At 59.3% G+C, this 14,026-nt stretch carries 18 protein-coding genes; 7 read left to right on the top strand and 11 right to left on the bottom strand.

Going from position 1 to position 14,026, the window contains the following annotated elements:
• Positions 1-33 precede the first annotated feature (33 nt).
• From ACP3TA_RS15335 to ACP3TA_RS15320, 4 genes are read left to right on the top strand one after another with little or no spacing between them, the layout of a single operon-like run.
• On the top strand, positions 34-210 hold the full coding sequence (locus ACP3TA_RS15335) for a hypothetical protein (protein ID WP_168166355.1): 177 nt from the start codon (positions 34-36) through the stop codon (positions 208-210).
• 50 nt (positions 211-260) lie between these two features.
• On the top strand, positions 261-467 hold the full coding sequence (locus ACP3TA_RS15330; protein WP_060450650.1) for a hypothetical protein: 207 nt from the start codon (positions 261-263) through the stop codon (positions 465-467).
• Entirely contained in the window at positions 433-774 is a 342-nt protein-coding gene (locus ACP3TA_RS15325; protein WP_080435747.1) for an excisionase, read from the top strand. The genes ACP3TA_RS15330 and ACP3TA_RS15325 overlap by 35 nt, the downstream gene beginning before the upstream one ends.
• Positions 749-1,831 carry a tyrosine-type recombinase/integrase gene (locus tag ACP3TA_RS15320; RefSeq protein WP_342183515.1) on the top strand — a complete coding sequence of 361 codons (1,083 nt, stop codon included), beginning with the start codon at positions 749-751 and terminating at the stop codon, positions 1,829-1,831. Before ACP3TA_RS15325 ends, ACP3TA_RS15320 begins: the two co-directional genes overlap by 26 nt.
• A gap of 316 nt (positions 1,832-2,147) precedes the next feature.
• Here ACP3TA_RS15320 and ACP3TA_RS15315 read toward each other — a convergent pair whose 3' ends face one another.
• The 4 genes from ACP3TA_RS15315 to ftnA all read right to left on the bottom strand — a co-directional run bounded on the left by ACP3TA_RS15315 (position 2,148) and on the right by ftnA (position 4,671).
• Positions 2,148-2,489: a YebY family protein gene (locus ACP3TA_RS15315; RefSeq protein WP_206195936.1), complete on the bottom strand. Its 342-nt coding sequence runs from the start codon at positions 2,487-2,489 to the stop codon at positions 2,148-2,150.
• Between the two features lie 69 nt (positions 2,490-2,558).
• The gene (gene copD / locus ACP3TA_RS15310; protein ID WP_206195937.1) at positions 2,559-3,440 is read right to left on the bottom strand and encodes a copper homeostasis membrane protein CopD; all 882 of its coding nucleotides are present in this window, start codon (positions 3,438-3,440) and stop codon (positions 2,559-2,561) included.
• 2 nt (positions 3,441-3,442) lie between these two features.
• Positions 3,443-3,859: a CopC domain-containing protein YobA gene (yobA, locus tag ACP3TA_RS15305; RefSeq protein ID WP_046686875.1), complete on the bottom strand. Its 417-nt coding sequence runs from the start codon at positions 3,857-3,859 to the stop codon at positions 3,443-3,445.
• Positions 3,860-4,152: 293 nt separating this feature from the next.
• Complete coding sequence (gene ftnA / locus ACP3TA_RS15300; RefSeq protein ID WP_033642716.1) at positions 4,153-4,671, bottom strand: non-heme ferritin; 519 nt, start codon at positions 4,669-4,671, stop codon at positions 4,153-4,155.
• A gap of 340 nt (positions 4,672-5,011) precedes the next feature.
• On the opposite strand from ftnA, the gene ACP3TA_RS15295 reads away from it, so the two are divergent.
• Positions 5,012-5,242: a DNA polymerase III subunit theta gene (locus tag ACP3TA_RS15295; RefSeq protein WP_206195938.1), complete on the top strand. Its 231-nt coding sequence runs from the start codon at positions 5,012-5,014 to the stop codon at positions 5,240-5,242.
• A gap of 31 nt (positions 5,243-5,273) precedes the next feature.
• Here the strand turns inward: ACP3TA_RS15295 and pip are convergent, their stop codons facing one another.
• The gene (pip, locus tag ACP3TA_RS15290; RefSeq protein ID WP_426784343.1) at positions 5,274-6,227 is read right to left on the bottom strand and encodes a prolyl aminopeptidase; all 954 of its coding nucleotides are present in this window, start codon (positions 6,225-6,227) and stop codon (positions 5,274-5,276) included.
• A 177-nt stretch (positions 6,228-6,404) separates the two neighbouring features.
• Complete coding sequence (dksA, locus tag ACP3TA_RS15285; RefSeq protein WP_033642714.1) at positions 6,405-6,830, bottom strand: RNA polymerase-binding protein DksA; 426 nt, start codon at positions 6,828-6,830, stop codon at positions 6,405-6,407.
• A gap of 369 nt (positions 6,831-7,199) precedes the next feature.
• Here dksA and ACP3TA_RS15280 point away from each other — a divergent pair, with 369 nt between their 5' ends.
• On the top strand, positions 7,200-7,946 hold the full coding sequence (locus ACP3TA_RS15280; RefSeq protein ID WP_122004079.1) for a carbon-nitrogen hydrolase family protein: 747 nt from the start codon (positions 7,200-7,202) through the stop codon (positions 7,944-7,946).
• Positions 7,947-7,972: 26 nt separating this feature from the next.
• On the top strand, positions 7,973-8,641 hold the full coding sequence (exoX, locus tag ACP3TA_RS15275; protein ID WP_033644251.1) for an exodeoxyribonuclease X: 669 nt from the start codon (positions 7,973-7,975) through the stop codon (positions 8,639-8,641).
• A gap of 35 nt (positions 8,642-8,676) precedes the next feature.
• Here the strand turns inward: exoX and ACP3TA_RS15270 are convergent, their stop codons facing one another.
• The 5 genes from ACP3TA_RS15270 to ghrA form a co-directional block, all read right to left on the bottom strand.
• Entirely contained in the window at positions 8,677-10,710 is a 2,034-nt protein-coding gene (locus tag ACP3TA_RS15270) for a S9 family peptidase (RefSeq protein WP_047575804.1), read from the bottom strand.
• A 68-nt stretch (positions 10,711-10,778) separates the two neighbouring features.
• Positions 10,779-11,432: a tellurite resistance TerB family protein gene (locus tag ACP3TA_RS15265; protein WP_033642711.1), complete on the bottom strand. Its 654-nt coding sequence runs from the start codon at positions 11,430-11,432 to the stop codon at positions 10,779-10,781.
• Positions 11,433-11,581: 149 nt separating this feature from the next.
• Entirely contained in the window at positions 11,582-12,160 is a 579-nt protein-coding gene (locus ACP3TA_RS15260; protein WP_122004077.1) for a TorD/DmsD family molecular chaperone, read from the bottom strand.
• A gap of 42 nt (positions 12,161-12,202) precedes the next feature.
• Positions 12,203-12,940, bottom strand: a complete 738-nt coding sequence (locus ACP3TA_RS15255) for a phosphatase (RefSeq protein WP_122004076.1) — start codon at positions 12,938-12,940, stop codon at positions 12,203-12,205.
• 90 nt (positions 12,941-13,030) lie between these two features.
• A complete protein-coding gene (gene ghrA, locus ACP3TA_RS15250; protein WP_069100598.1) occupies positions 13,031-13,972 on the bottom strand; it encodes a glyoxylate/hydroxypyruvate reductase GhrA in 942 nt (313 codons plus the stop codon).
• Positions 13,973-14,026 lie beyond the last annotated feature (54 nt).

Raw genomic sequence — 14,026 nt, 5'->3', positions numbered from 1 at the left:
CCCCGGCGACGGGGCCAATACTGAGGATCTCACATGCTGAGAATGTACCTGGCCAAAGGCGATGCGGTGCACGTGACCTTCCCTGACGGTACCACCGGAATCATTGAGGCCGAGAGCCGCGGCGAGCTGGCTTTCCACTTCCCGCAATCTGTACGCCTGACACGCGAGAAAGAAGCCTTTAAAAAACCGATTACGCCTAATCAGAAATAACCACCCCCGCCATGTTTGCATTGTTGGAAACCACACAACGGGGAACAGCAATGCAACCATGGCAACCAGGCGCCCGCCTACTCTCTGATTTCGATATCAAGATCGGCCGGCTATCTGCCAGCGTCAGAAAAGCGACGCTGAGCGATGACGATATAGCCCGGGCGTGTCGTGTGACCGACGACGCAATCGCCCAATTACTGAAGCTGAAACTGAGGAAAGACCATGTCCAACAAATTGATCCAGGGGAGTTGCAATAGTCATCTTCCAAACACAATCAACAGCACTAGCCACGCCGTATTTTTGACCTTAGAGGAATGGTGCAATAGCACTTATCCTGGGAAAAAACCGTCATTGCAAACTCTTCAGCGCTGGGCTCGAAACGGCAATTTTTACCCGGCGGCTGAAAAACACGGTAAGCAATACAGGCTTGTACCTGGTGCCATATACATAGACCCAAGCGATCCTCGCTTAGGCAAAAAAATAAAAGAAGCTCGCAGCATCGAGCCAGCAAGAACAGCGTTTATGGAGAAAGTGATTAATGACTCGGCAAAGGGGGGGGTATGACATGCGACTGCCTAAAAACCTGACATTCCGCCGAAACCGGAACGCGTTCTACTGGCGCAATCCAGTCACCAAAAAAGAGATCTCTCTCGGCCAGATTTCGCGACGCGAGGCTATCGCCCAAGCGATTGAAGCCAACCACTATATCGAGCAAAATTACTCTCCCGTTCTGCTCCTGGAGAAAATCAAGGGCAGCCACGAATACACGCTAAACGCCTGGCTCGATCGGTACGATGTCCTATTCAAGCGGCGAGAACTGGCCGAGAACACATACAAAGTGCGCGCCGGCCAAATTGCCATTATCCGGGAACGCCTGGGCGACATGGTGCTGACAAAAATCTCGACACGCCACATCGCCGAATTTCTCGAGTTTTGGATCGCCCAGAACAAAAAGACAATGGCCGCAACCATGCGATCGGTGCTGTCTGATATTTTCCGCGAGGCGATCGTGGAAGGTCACATCGAAAACAACCCTGTGACCCCTACCCGCGCGGCGAAAGCTGTCGTGATGCGCGAACGTCTGGAACTGAAGCAATACGGGCCGATTCGAGAGGCCGCGGAAACAATGCCGCCTTGGTTCTGCCTGGCGATGGATCTCGCTCTGGTCTCCGGCCAGCGCCGCGAGGATCTGACACAAATGCGCTTTAGCCATATCGTTGACGGCCGCCTGCAGGTTGAACAAGGCAAAACGGGGGCTTTGCTCTCCCTCCCCCTTGATCTTGAACTGAAATGCATGGGCCTGCGGCTTGGCGCCGTTATCGACCGATGCCGATTGGTCAGCACGACTGACTTCATGATCAGCGCCGGCATCAGGAAAAATAGCCCAGATGGCTCGATCCACCCCGACGGGCTAACGAAAAAATTTGTCGCCGCGCGGAAAGCATCAGGTTTGGAATTTCAGGAAAGCCCGCCGACGTTCCACGAGATCCGAAGCCTGTCCGGCCGTCTGTACGAAAAGCAGAACGACAAGGCATTTGCTCAAAAGCTGCTGGGGCATACAACGGAAATGATGACGCTGAAATATCTTAAAACGAGGGGAAAAGAGTACGTGATGCTGTAAAAGACCGAATATCAAAATTCGGACATATTTCGGACATTTTCGGACAAACGAAAATAAATCCTTTAAAATCAACAACTCAAAAAAAGACCGAATACGATTCCTATATTCGGTCTAGGGAAATGGCTCTTGGGAGAGAGCCGTGCGCTAAAAGTTGGCATTTAATGCAGGGCTTGTTCAGCCGTGCACTTTAAGAGTAGCCTACCGCGCCAGTTTTGCCAGCCGCCCGGCGGCCGCGTGATAGTTTCGTGACGAAATAACTATGCGGCAAATGCGCATCAATCTGCGCGCGCTGGGCAAGGCGTTGGCAAACAAGCGGTTAGTCAGCGCACAGCTTCTCGGCGCGTTCGATAAACGGCGCCATGCTCATTTTCTTCCCCGGTTCAGCGGGATCGTCCAGCAGGATCACGTCCAGCGGCTGCGCGCGCTGATGGCCCTTCTTCACCTGCTGCTCCGCCGCGTCGTTGAGCGGGTATTGCATCAGGGTGCTGTTATTTAGCACGAACAGCGCGCCGCCGCTGCGGCACTGTAGCGTCACCTCTTCCTTGGTGAACGCCCACTGTTTGCCGTACTCCAGTTTGGTGATGTTAATCAGTTTGTCTGCCGCCAGCGCGCCGGTCGCGGTTGCCAGCAGCGTAATGCCGAGTAATACCGATTTCATGTGATGGCCTTAAGGTTGCTATTCGCGTCGATTTTCCCGCAGCTTGCCGGCCTGCGGCAAGCTGAAATGTCAAACCGGCGCATAGGTTGCAAATAAACTGACCAGCAGAAGCACCGCCATCCCCAGCCCGACTTCGAGCCAGCAGGCCAGCACCACCCCGCGCTGCGCCAGCGCCGGTACGCGGCTCATCGCCGGCACGATGGCGTAGCGATTGGCCAGCGCCACCATCACCATCAGAGCCACCAGCGCGGTTTTGATCAGCAGCAGGCGCTGATAAGGCGAGCTGAGATTAAGCGGCCAACCGCCGAGTATGATCAGGCTGTTGACGATGCCGGTAACAATCACCGCCGCCACCGCCAGGTGCCCCCAGCGCGAGAAACGGATCAGCGTGGTGATGGCGTCGCTGCGCCACTGCGGCGGCTGCAGGTAGCGCAGGCAGACCAGCAGCGGCGCTAGGCTGCCGAACCAGTAACCGGCGGCCAGCAGGTGCACCGCATGGTTGGCGCGGTGCAGCGCGCCCAGCGCGCCTTCGTGCATCGCCGCGTGGCCGATGAACGCCAGGCTCACCAGCAGCAGCGCCGAGCACAGCGCCACTGCCTGCGCGCGCGGCCGTTCCGGCAGCAGCAGGCTCAGGATCGCCAGCAGCGACAGGCCCAGATGCCAGCGCCACACTTCGCCGAAGGTGGTGCCGAGCACCGCCCACCAAACCTCCAGCCGCCAGGTGTCTTGCCAACCGTCGCCCATCTGCCCGGCCTGAATGGCCAGCAGCGCCACGGCGGAAAGCCCGGCAATCCAGGTGCCGGCAAGCAGCAGCGGACGCACATCGCGGGAGAGGATCGGGGAAAGGCGCTGCGGTGCCAATAAGGCGGTGAACAGACTGATGCCAAACATCAGCATCACCGCCGCAAAGTGCACCAAGCGACACAGAACGAACAGGGTCGCCAAACTCACGATCAGTTTACGGTGAAGCTGTACTGGCCTTTGGTTTTATGCCCGTCGACCGACACCACATGCCAGCTGACGTTGTATTTGCCCGCGCTCAGCTCGCCTTCGATCGGCACGTTGACCTGGGTGTTGTTGTTCGGATCGAGCTGCAGCTTGCCGGTTTTCACCACGGCGTTATCCGGGCCGGTGATTTTCACGCCGCTGAAGTTCGGCTCGATGCCTTCGGAGAAGCTGAGAGTCAGCGCCTTCGGCGCCGGGCTGACGCTGGCGTCGGCCTTCGGCGTTTCCACTTTCAGGTGAGCGTGCGCCAACGCTTGCTGTGAAGACAGGCCAACGAACAGGACGAAAACGGTGGAAAGCAGGCGACAGGAGGAACGAATTTTACCGATCACAGTGGTATCCCTTAACAGTATAAAGAGGGTCATAAGGGTTAAGGCCACAGCCAAGGCGATGTATCAGCGGCCCCAACCCACCGCAAATGATTGCGCCACGGGTAAACAGAAAAACGGGTTGTATCGGCTAACCCGCTGTTTTGACTCTACCATCCCTGTAGCGTATCGCGGTAAATCATAGCGAGCACGCCTCAGCAAGTCGAGCGCATCACTGGCATTTTGCGATCCGGCAGCACGTATCGCCGCATAACCGCGATAAACGCAGGGTAAAAAAAACCACGCGTCGGGTTTGCCCCGCGCGCGGTTTTTCAATGTTCAGTCAGGGATCAGGCCTGGCCGTTGCCGCCCTGGCCCATCGCGCCCATTTTCTTCAGGTCTTTGTCGATGAAGAACAGGCCTTTGCCGCTGGTGCCCACCAGCGCCAGCTTATCCAGCACGGATTTGAACAGTTTCTCTTCTTCGTGCTGCTCCGCCACGTACCATTGCAGGAAGTTGAAGGTGGAGTAATCGTGAGAGGACATTGCCGCGTGCGCCAGCTCGTTGATCTGACGGGTGATCAGCTTCTCGTGTTCGTAGGTCTGTTCGAACACGTCCGCCAGTGACTCAAACGCCACCGGCGGGGCCGCGATGGTGCCCAGCAGCGGCAGAGAGCCGGTGTCGCTCAGGTAGTCGAACAGACGTTGCATATGCTGCATCTCTTCCTGAGAGTGCTCTTTAAGAAATGCGGCGGCGCCTTCAAAGCCTTTGTCGCTGCACCATGCGCTCATCTGCAGATACAGGTTGGCGGAGTAGAACTCCAGATTCAGTTGCTCATTCAGCTTTTGAGTCATTTCTTGCGTCAGCATAATGATTCCTTTTATTTTGCAGGTCATGAATTTAATTTCCGCGCATTATGCCCTGTCGCCGTAAAAATAAAAACACCTTATTTACACTCAAATCATATTAATTACAAAAATCATAAATATCAATAAATTAAAATATCACCAATACATTGAGAATTAACATGAGAATTATTTAGATCTTTTATTTTAATCAAAAAGCGAATCATTCTTATTTAAAAGAATAAATAGATTGCATTACTCTTGGATAAATATCGCCCACCGCCGCGGCGCAACGGGCTTGCCAAGCGCCGCCGGGTGGATTACCTTCTGCGCAGATTCAATGCGGCAAAGTAAGGAGCATAAGGTGGGTTACAATCTGGCCGAGTTGTCCAAAGAAGAAATGGACAGGGTGAATGTGGATCTCGCCGCCTCAGGCGTGGCGTACAAAGAGCGTTACAACATGCCGGTGATCCCGGAAGTGGTGGAGCGCGAGCAGCCGGAGCCGCTACGCGACTATTTTCGCGAGCGCGTGGCGCACTACCGCGCGGAATCCCACAGGTTTTCGCGTCTGCCTTACGAACCGAAGGCCAAATAACAAAACCCGCCGTTACGGCGGGTTTTTCGTGTCACTTGCCGGCGAACCGGTCGGAGGCGATCATCAGCTGGTGCAAAATGCCCGGTTCATCAAACGAATGCCCCGCCCCTTCCACGATATGCAGCTCCGCCTCCGGCCAGGCCTTGGCCAGATCCCAGGCGTTCTGCACCTGGCAGGCCATGTCATAGCGGCCGTGGACGATCACCGCCGGGATATGGCGGATCAGCGGCACGTTGCGCAGCAGTTGGTCATCGCTCTCCAGGAACCCCAAATGCGTAAAGTAGTGGTTTTCAATGCGGGCGAACGCCAGCGCGAAATCATCCTCGCCGAACGAAGCGGATTCACGGCTTGGCAACAGCGTCACCGTTTCCCCTTCCCACACGCTCCACAGTTTGGCCGCTTCGAGCTGCACCTGCGGATCGGCTGAAGTCAGCCGCTGCCGATAGGCGGCAATCACGTCTTTGCGCTCGTCATCCGACAGAATGGACAGCACGCGCTCCCACTTGTCCGGGAAGAAGCGCGAAGCGCCGTCCTCGTAATACCAATGCAGCTCCTGCTTGCGCAGGGTAAAGATACCGCGCAGCACCATTTCACTGACGCGCTCCGGGTGGGTCTGCGCATAGGCGAGCGCCAACGTAGATCCCCAGGAGCCGCCGAACACCAGCCACTGCTCGACGCCGGCCATTTCGCGCAGCCGCTCGATATCGGCCACCAAATGCCAGGTGGTGTTGTTGTCCAGACTGGCGTGCGGACGGGAGCGGCCACAGCCGCGCTGGTCGAACAGCAATACCTTGTAGCGCTCGGGATCGAACAGCTGGCGATGATGCGCAGAGATGCCGCCGCCCGGCCCGCCATGAATGAAGACCGCCGGTTTACCGTTCGGGTTGCCGCTCAGCTCCCAGTAGATCCGGTGGCCATCCCCAGTGTCCAGCCAACCGCTGTCGTATGCCGCTAACGGCGGGTACAAACCTCGTAATTGTTCCATGGCGCTTTCCGTCTCTCTGTGAGTCATGCTTTCATCAAAGCGGAAGCCGCCCGGCAGGTCAACGGTAAAACCTGAAAACTCGAACGCGCGCCGGGAACTCGGCGCGCGTTTGCTCAAAATCGCAACGACCCGCCTGCAAAATGCCCACAGGCCCGATCAGTTCACGTCTTGTTACGCCTACACGCCTTTACGCATATGCGGCTCGCGCATCTCCTGTGCGGTTTTCGCCTCGATGCTCAGTTCCGCCGTCGGGCGCAGCAGCAGGCGTGCCAAGCCGATGGGTTCGCCGGTTTCCCGGCAGTAGCCGTATTCGCCGTTCTGCAACCGCGCCAGCGCCGCATCGATTTTCGGCAGCAGGCGGCTTTCGCGATCCAACTGGCGGAACAACAGGCGCAGCTCTTCTTCGCGCGCCGCCTTGTCGGCTTCATCACCCGTCGCTTCGCCGCTGTCGATCGCCTTCTTCAGCTCATCGATGTGCAACAGCAGTTTTTGCCGCTCATCCTGCAGCAGCTGGCGGAAAAAAGCCCGTTGAACCGAGTTCATGTAATCAGAATCCGGCATGGCCAGCAGTTGCTGCGCATCCGGTAATGTCATCACTGTCATTGCGTTCTCCGAACCCTAAAAGTGTAATATTATAACATAATAATTATTTTAAGCACCCGGTCATCCAAAAACAAAATTTCACGTGCAAACAGCCAGTTACATACTACTTGCACTTTGTCGCTTGCATCCTGTCGGCTTTAGGCGGTTAATGGCTGAGCAAGCCACCCAATCATAGGTAACGAGAGGCCATCATGAGTAAGGGAATGGATAGCAAAAAAAATGCGAAGAAGAAGCCGTTGAAAACCCCAGCAGAGAAACGTGCGGAGAAACGCGCCAAAAAAGCGCATCCGTCTGGTGAGTAAACGTCCTTCCATCCGTCATTAAACCCGCCAAGGCGGGTTTTTTATTGCCTCACTGGAGAGATGGCCAATGCCGTGCTTTACCCTCGCCGCAGCCCAATACCCCGCCGCTGCGGCCAATATCGCCTGCAACCTTGAACGTCACCTTGAATTTGTCGCGCAGGCAGCCGAACAGCAGGTGCAACTGCTGGTTTTTCCCGAACTGTCGCTAAGCGGCTATGAGCTGGCCGATGCCGCCGAACTGGCGCTGACGCTGGACGATCCGCGTCTGCAACCGCTCGCTGCGGCGGCGCAATCGCATCAGATGACGATCATCGTCGGCACGCCCTTGCGCAGCGGCCAGGCGCTGCATATCGCCGCCTTGATCTTTCACCCCAACGGCGCGGTGGCCGCCTATACCAAGCAACATCTGCACGGCGCGGAACAACAACGGTTCTTGCCCGGTAATGGCGGCACGCTGCTGGAAATACATCGGCAACGCATCGCGCTGGCTATCTGCGCCGACACCTCTCAACCCGGCCACGCAAGCGCCGCCGCGCTGGCGGGTGCACAGATTTATGCCGCCGGCGTGCTGGTATCTGAAGCCGGTTACGCGAAAGACAGCGCTGCGCTGGCAGGCTATGCCCGTCGTTATGGCATGGTCACGCTGATGGCCAACCATGCGGCGCCGACCGGAGGCTGGATCCCGGCAGGCCGCAGCGCCATCTGGGATGAAACGGGAGCGCTTTTGGTTGCCGCGCCGGATGACGCCCCTGGTCTTATCATCGCCGACAGGACCCGCGACGGTTGGCACGGCCGCCTGTGCCGGTTAAGCTGAAACCTGACGGCAACGCGGAGGAAAGCATGACGTTACGCGTAATAGATACCGAGACCTGCGGGCTGGACGGCGGCGTGGTGGAAGTGGCCTCCCTCGATCTGCTCGACGGCCAATTGACCAACCCGATGAGCGACCTGATCAGCCCGGACCGCCCCATCAGCCTCGACGCGATGGCTATTCATCACATCACCGAACAGATGGTGGAAGGCAAACCGCGCATTGCGGTGGCGATCGGCCGCTATCAGGGCAGCCCCTACTATGTGGCGCACAACGCCGCCTTTGATCGCGGGGTGTTGCCGGAGATGAACGGTGCCTGGATCTGCACCCTCAAGCTGGCGCGCACGCTGTATCCGGACATCAAGTACGGCAACCAGTATCTGCGCTACGCGCTGAATCTGGACGTGCAGCTGCCGGCAGACGCCACGCTGTACCCGCACCGCGCGCTGTATGACTGCTACGTCACCGCCGCGCTGCTGCAACGCATCATCAAGGATTCGGGCTGGACGCCGGAGCAAATGGTGCAGATCACCGAACAGCCGGTGCTGCTGAAGAAGTTCAAGTTCGGCAAGTATCGCGGGCAGGAGATCGACCGCATCGCCCAGGAAGACCCCGGCTATCTGCGCTGGATGCTGAAATCCATCGACGATCTGAGCCCGGACATGAAGCACACGCTGAAATACTATCTGATTGGCTAACACGGCGGACGGCGCAGGCCGCCCGCCGCACGCTATTATTCCGCCAGAGCCAGAATGAAGGCGTACTCCAACGCAATATCCTCATAGGCCTTGAAGCGGCCGGATTTGCCGCCGTGGCCGGCATCCATGTCGGTATACAGCAGCAGCTGCCGATCGTCGGTTTTCAGCTCGCGCAGCTTGGCCACCCACTTGGCAGGTTCCCAATACTGCACCTGCGAATCGTGCAGGCCGGTGGTCACCAGCAGATGCGGGTACTCCTGCGCTTTCACCTGATCGTACGGGCTGTACTGCTTGATGTAGTCGTAATAGGCCTGCTCGTTCGGGTTGCCCCACTCGTCGTATTCGCCGGTGGTCAGCGGAATGGACTCATCCAGCATGGTGGTCACCACGTCGACGAACGGCACCTGCGCCACCACGCCGTGGAACAACTGCGGCGCCTGGTTGATCACCGCGCCCATCAGCAGGCCGCCCGCGCTGCCGCCCATCGCGAACACCCGCTTGCCGTCGCCGTACCCTTGGGCGACCAGCGTTTCGGTCACGTCGATAAAGTCGTTGAAGGTGTTCTGCTTGTTGAACAACTTGCCGTCTTCATACCACAGCTGCCCCAGCTCGCCGCCGCCGCGAATGTGCGCCAGCGCGAACACGACACCGCGATCCAGCAGGCTCAGGCGGCTGGCGCTGAACGCTGGATCCATGCTGCTGCCGTAAGAGCCGTAGCCATACACCATCAGCGGGTTGGCGCCGCGCTGGAAGCTGTCCTGGCGATACACCAGCGAAACCGGCACCTCGACGCCGTCGCGCGCCTTCACCCACACCCGCTCGCTGCGGTAGTTTTCCGGCGTGAAATTCTTCACTTCCTGCTGTTTGAGCATCGTCCGCTCGCCGCTGTCCATGTTCAGCTCGTACAGCGTGGTCGGGGTGGTCATCGATGAATAGCCGTAGCGCAGCAGCGCGGTCTCCGGATCCGGGTTATACGCCAGCCAGGTGGTGTAGGTCGGATCGTCGAAGGCGATGCGTTTCTCTTCGCCGCTTTGCCAGTGGATCTGGCGCAGCAGCGTCAGGCCGGCATTGCGCTCTTCGATCACCAACCAATCACGGAACAGGCTGAAGCCCTCCAGCATCACGTCGGCGCGAGGGGCGATCAGCGTCTGCCACTGCGCTTCGTCCGCCTGTTCGCTTTGGTACAGGCCGAAGTTCTTGCCGTCCTTGTTAGAGCGGATATAGAAATGCTGGTGATAGTGATCGATGGCGTACTCGTGATCCTTGCGGCGCGGCACGAACAGCTGCGGCTTGGCATCCGCCCGATCGGCGTCCAGCAGCAGGATCTCCGAGGTGGTGGTGCTGCTCAGGTGGATCAGAATAAAGCGCTCGGAGGTGGTCTTCTCCAGCCCGACGTAGAAGGTGTCGTCCTGCTCTTCGTAAATCAGCTCGTCCTGCTGCGGATCGCTGCCGACTACGTGGCGATAAACCTGATACGGCAACAGCGTCTTGGCGTGCTTGCGCACGTAGTACACCGTCGAGGAATCGTTGGCCCACTCGAAGCTGCCGGAGGTGTTTTCCAGCACTTCGTCCGCCCAGCTGCCGTCGGCCAGGTTCTTGAAACGAATGTCATACTGGCGGCGCGACAGGAAATCCTCCGCCACCCCCAGACGCTGGTTGTCGGGGCTGACGTCCAGCCCGCCCAGGGTGTAAAACTCGTGGTTCTCGGCGCGTTGGTTGCCGTCGATAAGCACATCCCACTGCTCGCTCTCGGCCTGCGGCTGGCGCACATAAATCGCGTATTCGTTGCCCGGCTCGTAGCGCGTCTGATAGCGATAGCCGTGGCGCACGTAAGGCACCGAATGTTCCTGCTGCGGGATGCGCGCCACCATCTCTTCGTACAGGGCTTCGCGCAGCGCCTGCTGCGGCTTCAACATCGCATCGGTGTAGGCATTCTCCGCCTGCAGGTAGTCCAGCACCTGACGATCTGCGCGCTCATCGTCGCGCAGCCAGTAGTAGTCATCCACGCGCGTATCGCCGTGGATAGTGATGGGATAAGGCCGTTTTTCCGCTTTCGGTGGGGTCATCATTGCTAAATCATCCGCTTACATAGATTGCGGCAAGAGTGACACGATTCCCCCCGGCTTGCCAAGCGGCGCTATGCCAGCTCGCGCTTTTTCTCGTTGACGTCGCTCTCGATGCCCTGTTTGACGTCCGCCGGGATCTTCAGCGCCTGCGCCAGCGCATCAAGATAGCCGCGCTCCATAAAGTGATCGACGTCGATTACCAGGCAACTCAGGTAATAAACCTCCAGCGCCTCGTCTTCGTTTTGCACGCTGCGGGCGATTAACGCCGGGTTGAGCGGCTGGTCGAGCGCTTCCTGCACCCAGCCCTGCGCCTCTTCCCCCACCTGCAGTTGCGCCAGGCTGTGATCGATGGCGCGCTGCTCGTCGGCATCGATATGGCCGTCACTCTTGGCGGCGAACACCAGCGCCTGCACCAAACGCTTGGCGCGCAGATCCACCGGCGTGGTTTGCAAACCGAACTGCGGTTCGTCCTGATGGGTCTCTTTCACCCGCTGCTTGTACTTATTCCACAGCACCGCGCCCACCGCCGCGCTGCCGCCGATAATCAGCGCATTCTTGCCGAACTTACCCACCAGCTTGCGCGAAGATTTGTTGGCCAACAGCACGCCGACCAGGCCGCCCAGCGCCGTGGGCGCCAGCAGTTTGCCGATGCCTTCTGCCCCGCCCATCGCGCCGGCCTTCTGCCCGATCAACGTTTGAATCTGCTGCATCCAGTTACTTTTCATCATCTACCCCTTGCGTGAGAAAACGCGGCGCGCAGGCGCGCCCGAACCGACGGTAAACCGCCAGATTAGGGGATCTTTTGTCAATTTACGTCTGGGGGATGCAAACCTGTGTTTAGCGGGCCGGGCGGCCCGCCTGGATGGCTGCGGCGTTACGCGTCTTCGTCGCCCGCTTCATCGTCCTGCTCGTACTCGGCCAGCTCGTCGCGCATCGCCTGGAGGGCATCGCGGGTCATCAGCGCCAGCGTGCGGTAGAAACCGGTGGTGGCGTGCGCTTCCACTTTGCCGAGGAAGCGGCCGCACCACGGCAGCAGGAACTCGTCGAACAGCGCGATCTGCGCCTGCGCTTCATCTTCCTGCGACTGATCTTCCAGCCAGGACGCCGCCAGCAGCAGCTGGCCGAAATGGTCGGCCGGGGCCTCCGCCAGCGGCATGCCGCGCTGCTGCAGGAAGGTGCGCACTTCCGCCTCGCTGGCGCCTTCAACGTAGTCGGAGCGGAACGGCGGCACGCTGCATTCGCTGCCGACGAACATCGCGTTGAAGTCGGTCGCCAGCTGGTTGACGTCACAGCCCTGCTGCAGGCGCTTCAGCAGGTCATCCTGCTCCAGCGGCCAGTGCTGCTGCAGCTTGCCCTCTTTAATCAGCGCGAACAGCGGCACCAACAGCGGATCCTGCGGCTGGCGGTAGAACAGCGTACCCAGCACGCGGCAGACAATGGAAAACTCATTCATGATAAGGCCTTATACAATACGGAAAATTTTGCCGGGACGATGTCACAAATCGGCCAATTCCGCAATCGCCGGCTTGCCGCGCCGTTCGAGAAAGTCCAGCAACCGGCGCGGGCTGACGTTGAGAATGCGCTCCTGCGGGAAGCCCACCTCGTCGATGATGCGTTCGCAGTGCTCAAAGTTACCCAGCGAAAAGGCGACGTGCGAATCCGAACCCAGCGCCAGCCAGCCGCCGGCGTCGCGCACCGCGGCGGCGATCGCCCGACAGTTGGCCTCGCTGCCCTTGCGGGAGTGGGTGAACGACGAGTTATTCAGCTCCAGCGCCACCTCGTATTTGGCCGCCGCCGCCGCGACGGCGGGAATGTCGATCGGATAACGCGGGTTGCCGGGGTGGCTGATGATATGCACGTCCCCCTGCGCCATCGCGGCGATCATCGCTTCAGTATTGGACGCTTTATCCTGCGGCGCAAACACCGGCTCATGGAAACCGGCGATGATCACGTCGGTGGCCGTCAGCATCGGGCCGGTGCAGTCGATATCGCCCTGCAGGTTTTTGATGTTGGCTTCGATACCGCGCAAAATGCCCACGCCGTTCACCCGGCGCGGCCAAACGTGCATGTTCATAAAGTGCCAGTAGTGCGGCGCATCGGCCATGTCCGGGCCGTGATCGGTGATGGCGAACAGCTGGATGCCCTTCTGCCGGGCTTCGGCGATGTAATCGTGCAGCGTGCTGTAAGCGTGCGTGCTGGCGACGGTGTGCATATGCAAATCAACGGGATACATTGTTTCTCCTTCCAGAGGGCCTGCCCGCAGCGGTGCGGGCGGGCGCGATGACGGTGTCAGCTTATCAGTTACCGAACGGCGGCTGAAGGATCAGTACCCCCGTTGCCTGTCGACCACGCCGGCAGGGGTATGCCCCGCCTCCAGCGCGCGAATGTTGGCGGCGATCTGATCCATCGCCTGCTGCGGCAACGTGATGGCAGCAATATGCGGGGTAATGGTGACACGCGGATGACGCCAGAACGGGTGATCCTGCGGCAGCGGCTCGCGGGCGAACACGTCCAGCGTGGCGGCGGCCAGTTGCCCCTGCTCCAGCGCCGCCAGCAGCTCGGCTTCCACCAGGTGCGCGCCGCGCGCGATGTTGATGAGGTAGGCGCCCGCGCTCAACTGTGCGAACAGCTCGCGGTTGAGGATGCCAACGGTCTCCGGCGTATTGGGCAGCAGGTTGATCAGCAGTTTGACGCCGTCGAGGAAGGCCGCGCGCTGATCCTCCCCGGCGAAGCTTTGCACGCCGTCAATCTGTTTGGCGCTGCGGCTCCAGCAGCGCACGCTAAAGCCAAACTCGGTCAGCTTACGCGCCACGCTCTGCCCCAGCACGCCGGCGCCAAGGATGCCGATGGTGAAATCATCCAGCGAGTGCGGATCGAGCGGCTGCCATTCCTGCCGCTGCTGCAACGCCTGATACTCGTCGAAACGGCGGAAATAGCGCAGCACATAGCTCAGCGCATATTCCTGCATCTGCTGCGCCATGCCGGTATCCTCCAGCCGCAGCAGCGGCACGCCGGCGGGCAGCGTGCCGGGGTGTTTGCGCTCCTGATCGAGAATGGCGTCGACGCCAGCGCCGAGGGCGAACACCGCTTTCAGATCGCGGCGGTTGGCTAACATCTCGTGCGGCGGGCGCCATACCAGCGCGTAATCCGCCGGCCGCTCGTCGCCGCGCTGCCATTCGCGGATCTCGGCCTGCGGCAGACGTTGCTTGATGCCGGTCAGCCATTCCTGGGCGTTAAATAAGGGATGGTAATAGATGATGTTCATACTGCGGGCTCCCGTTTGTTTTTATTGGTTTTCCTTCAGCCTTCCGCGATTCAT

Origin of the sequence: Serratia sp. 2C06 (assembly GCF_050037615.1) — a bacterium.
GTDB classification, from domain to species: domain Bacteria; phylum Pseudomonadota; class Gammaproteobacteria; order Enterobacterales; family Enterobacteriaceae; genus Serratia; species Serratia ureilytica.
Note: the sequence above shows the minus strand (reverse complement) of the source record. Positions and strands in the feature narration are given on the sequence as shown.

Excerpts from the sequence above, each read along its gene's own strand:
- ACP3TA_RS15335 (WP_168166355.1), top strand. The coding sequence starts at position 34 with ATGCTGAGAATGTACCTGGCCAAAGGCGATGCGGTGCACGTGACCTTC.
- ACP3TA_RS15330 (WP_060450650.1), top strand. The coding sequence starts at position 261 with ATGCAACCATGGCAACCAGGCGCCCGCCTACTCTCTGATTTCGATATC.
- ACP3TA_RS15325 (WP_080435747.1), top strand. The coding sequence starts at position 433 with ATGTCCAACAAATTGATCCAGGGGAGTTGCAATAGTCATCTTCCAAAC.
- ACP3TA_RS15320 (WP_342183515.1), top strand. The coding sequence starts at position 749 with ATGACTCGGCAAAGGGGGGGGTATGACATGCGACTGCCTAAAAACCTG.
- ACP3TA_RS15315 (WP_206195936.1), bottom strand. The coding sequence starts at position 2,489 with ATGAAATCGGTATTACTCGGCATTACGCTGCTGGCAACCGCGACCGGC.
- yobA (WP_046686875.1), bottom strand. The coding sequence starts at position 3,859 with ATGACCCTCTTTATACTGTTAAGGGATACCACTGTGATCGGTAAAATT.
- ftnA (WP_033642716.1), bottom strand. The coding sequence starts at position 4,671 with ATGCTGACGCAAGAAATGACTCAAAAGCTGAATGAGCAACTGAATCTG.
- pip (WP_426784343.1), bottom strand. The coding sequence starts at position 6,227 with ATGGAACAATTACGAGGTTTGTACCCGCCGTTAGCGGCATACGACAGC.
- dksA (WP_033642714.1), bottom strand. The coding sequence starts at position 6,830 with ATGACAGTGATGACATTACCGGATGCGCAGCAACTGCTGGCCATGCCG.
- ACP3TA_RS15280 (WP_122004079.1), top strand. The coding sequence starts at position 7,200 with ATGCCGTGCTTTACCCTCGCCGCAGCCCAATACCCCGCCGCTGCGGCC.
- exoX (WP_033644251.1), top strand. The coding sequence starts at position 7,973 with ATGACGTTACGCGTAATAGATACCGAGACCTGCGGGCTGGACGGCGGC.
- ACP3TA_RS15270 (WP_047575804.1), bottom strand. The coding sequence starts at position 10,710 with ATGATGACCCCACCGAAAGCGGAAAAACGGCCTTATCCCATCACTATC.
- ACP3TA_RS15265 (WP_033642711.1), bottom strand. The coding sequence starts at position 11,432 with ATGAAAAGTAACTGGATGCAGCAGATTCAAACGTTGATCGGGCAGAAG.
- ACP3TA_RS15260 (WP_122004077.1), bottom strand. The coding sequence starts at position 12,160 with ATGAATGAGTTTTCCATTGTCTGCCGCGTGCTGGGTACGCTGTTCTAC.
- ACP3TA_RS15255 (WP_122004076.1), bottom strand. The coding sequence starts at position 12,940 with ATGTATCCCGTTGATTTGCATATGCACACCGTCGCCAGCACGCACGCT.
- ghrA (WP_069100598.1), bottom strand. The coding sequence starts at position 13,972 with ATGAACATCATCTATTACCATCCCTTATTTAACGCCCAGGAATGGCTG.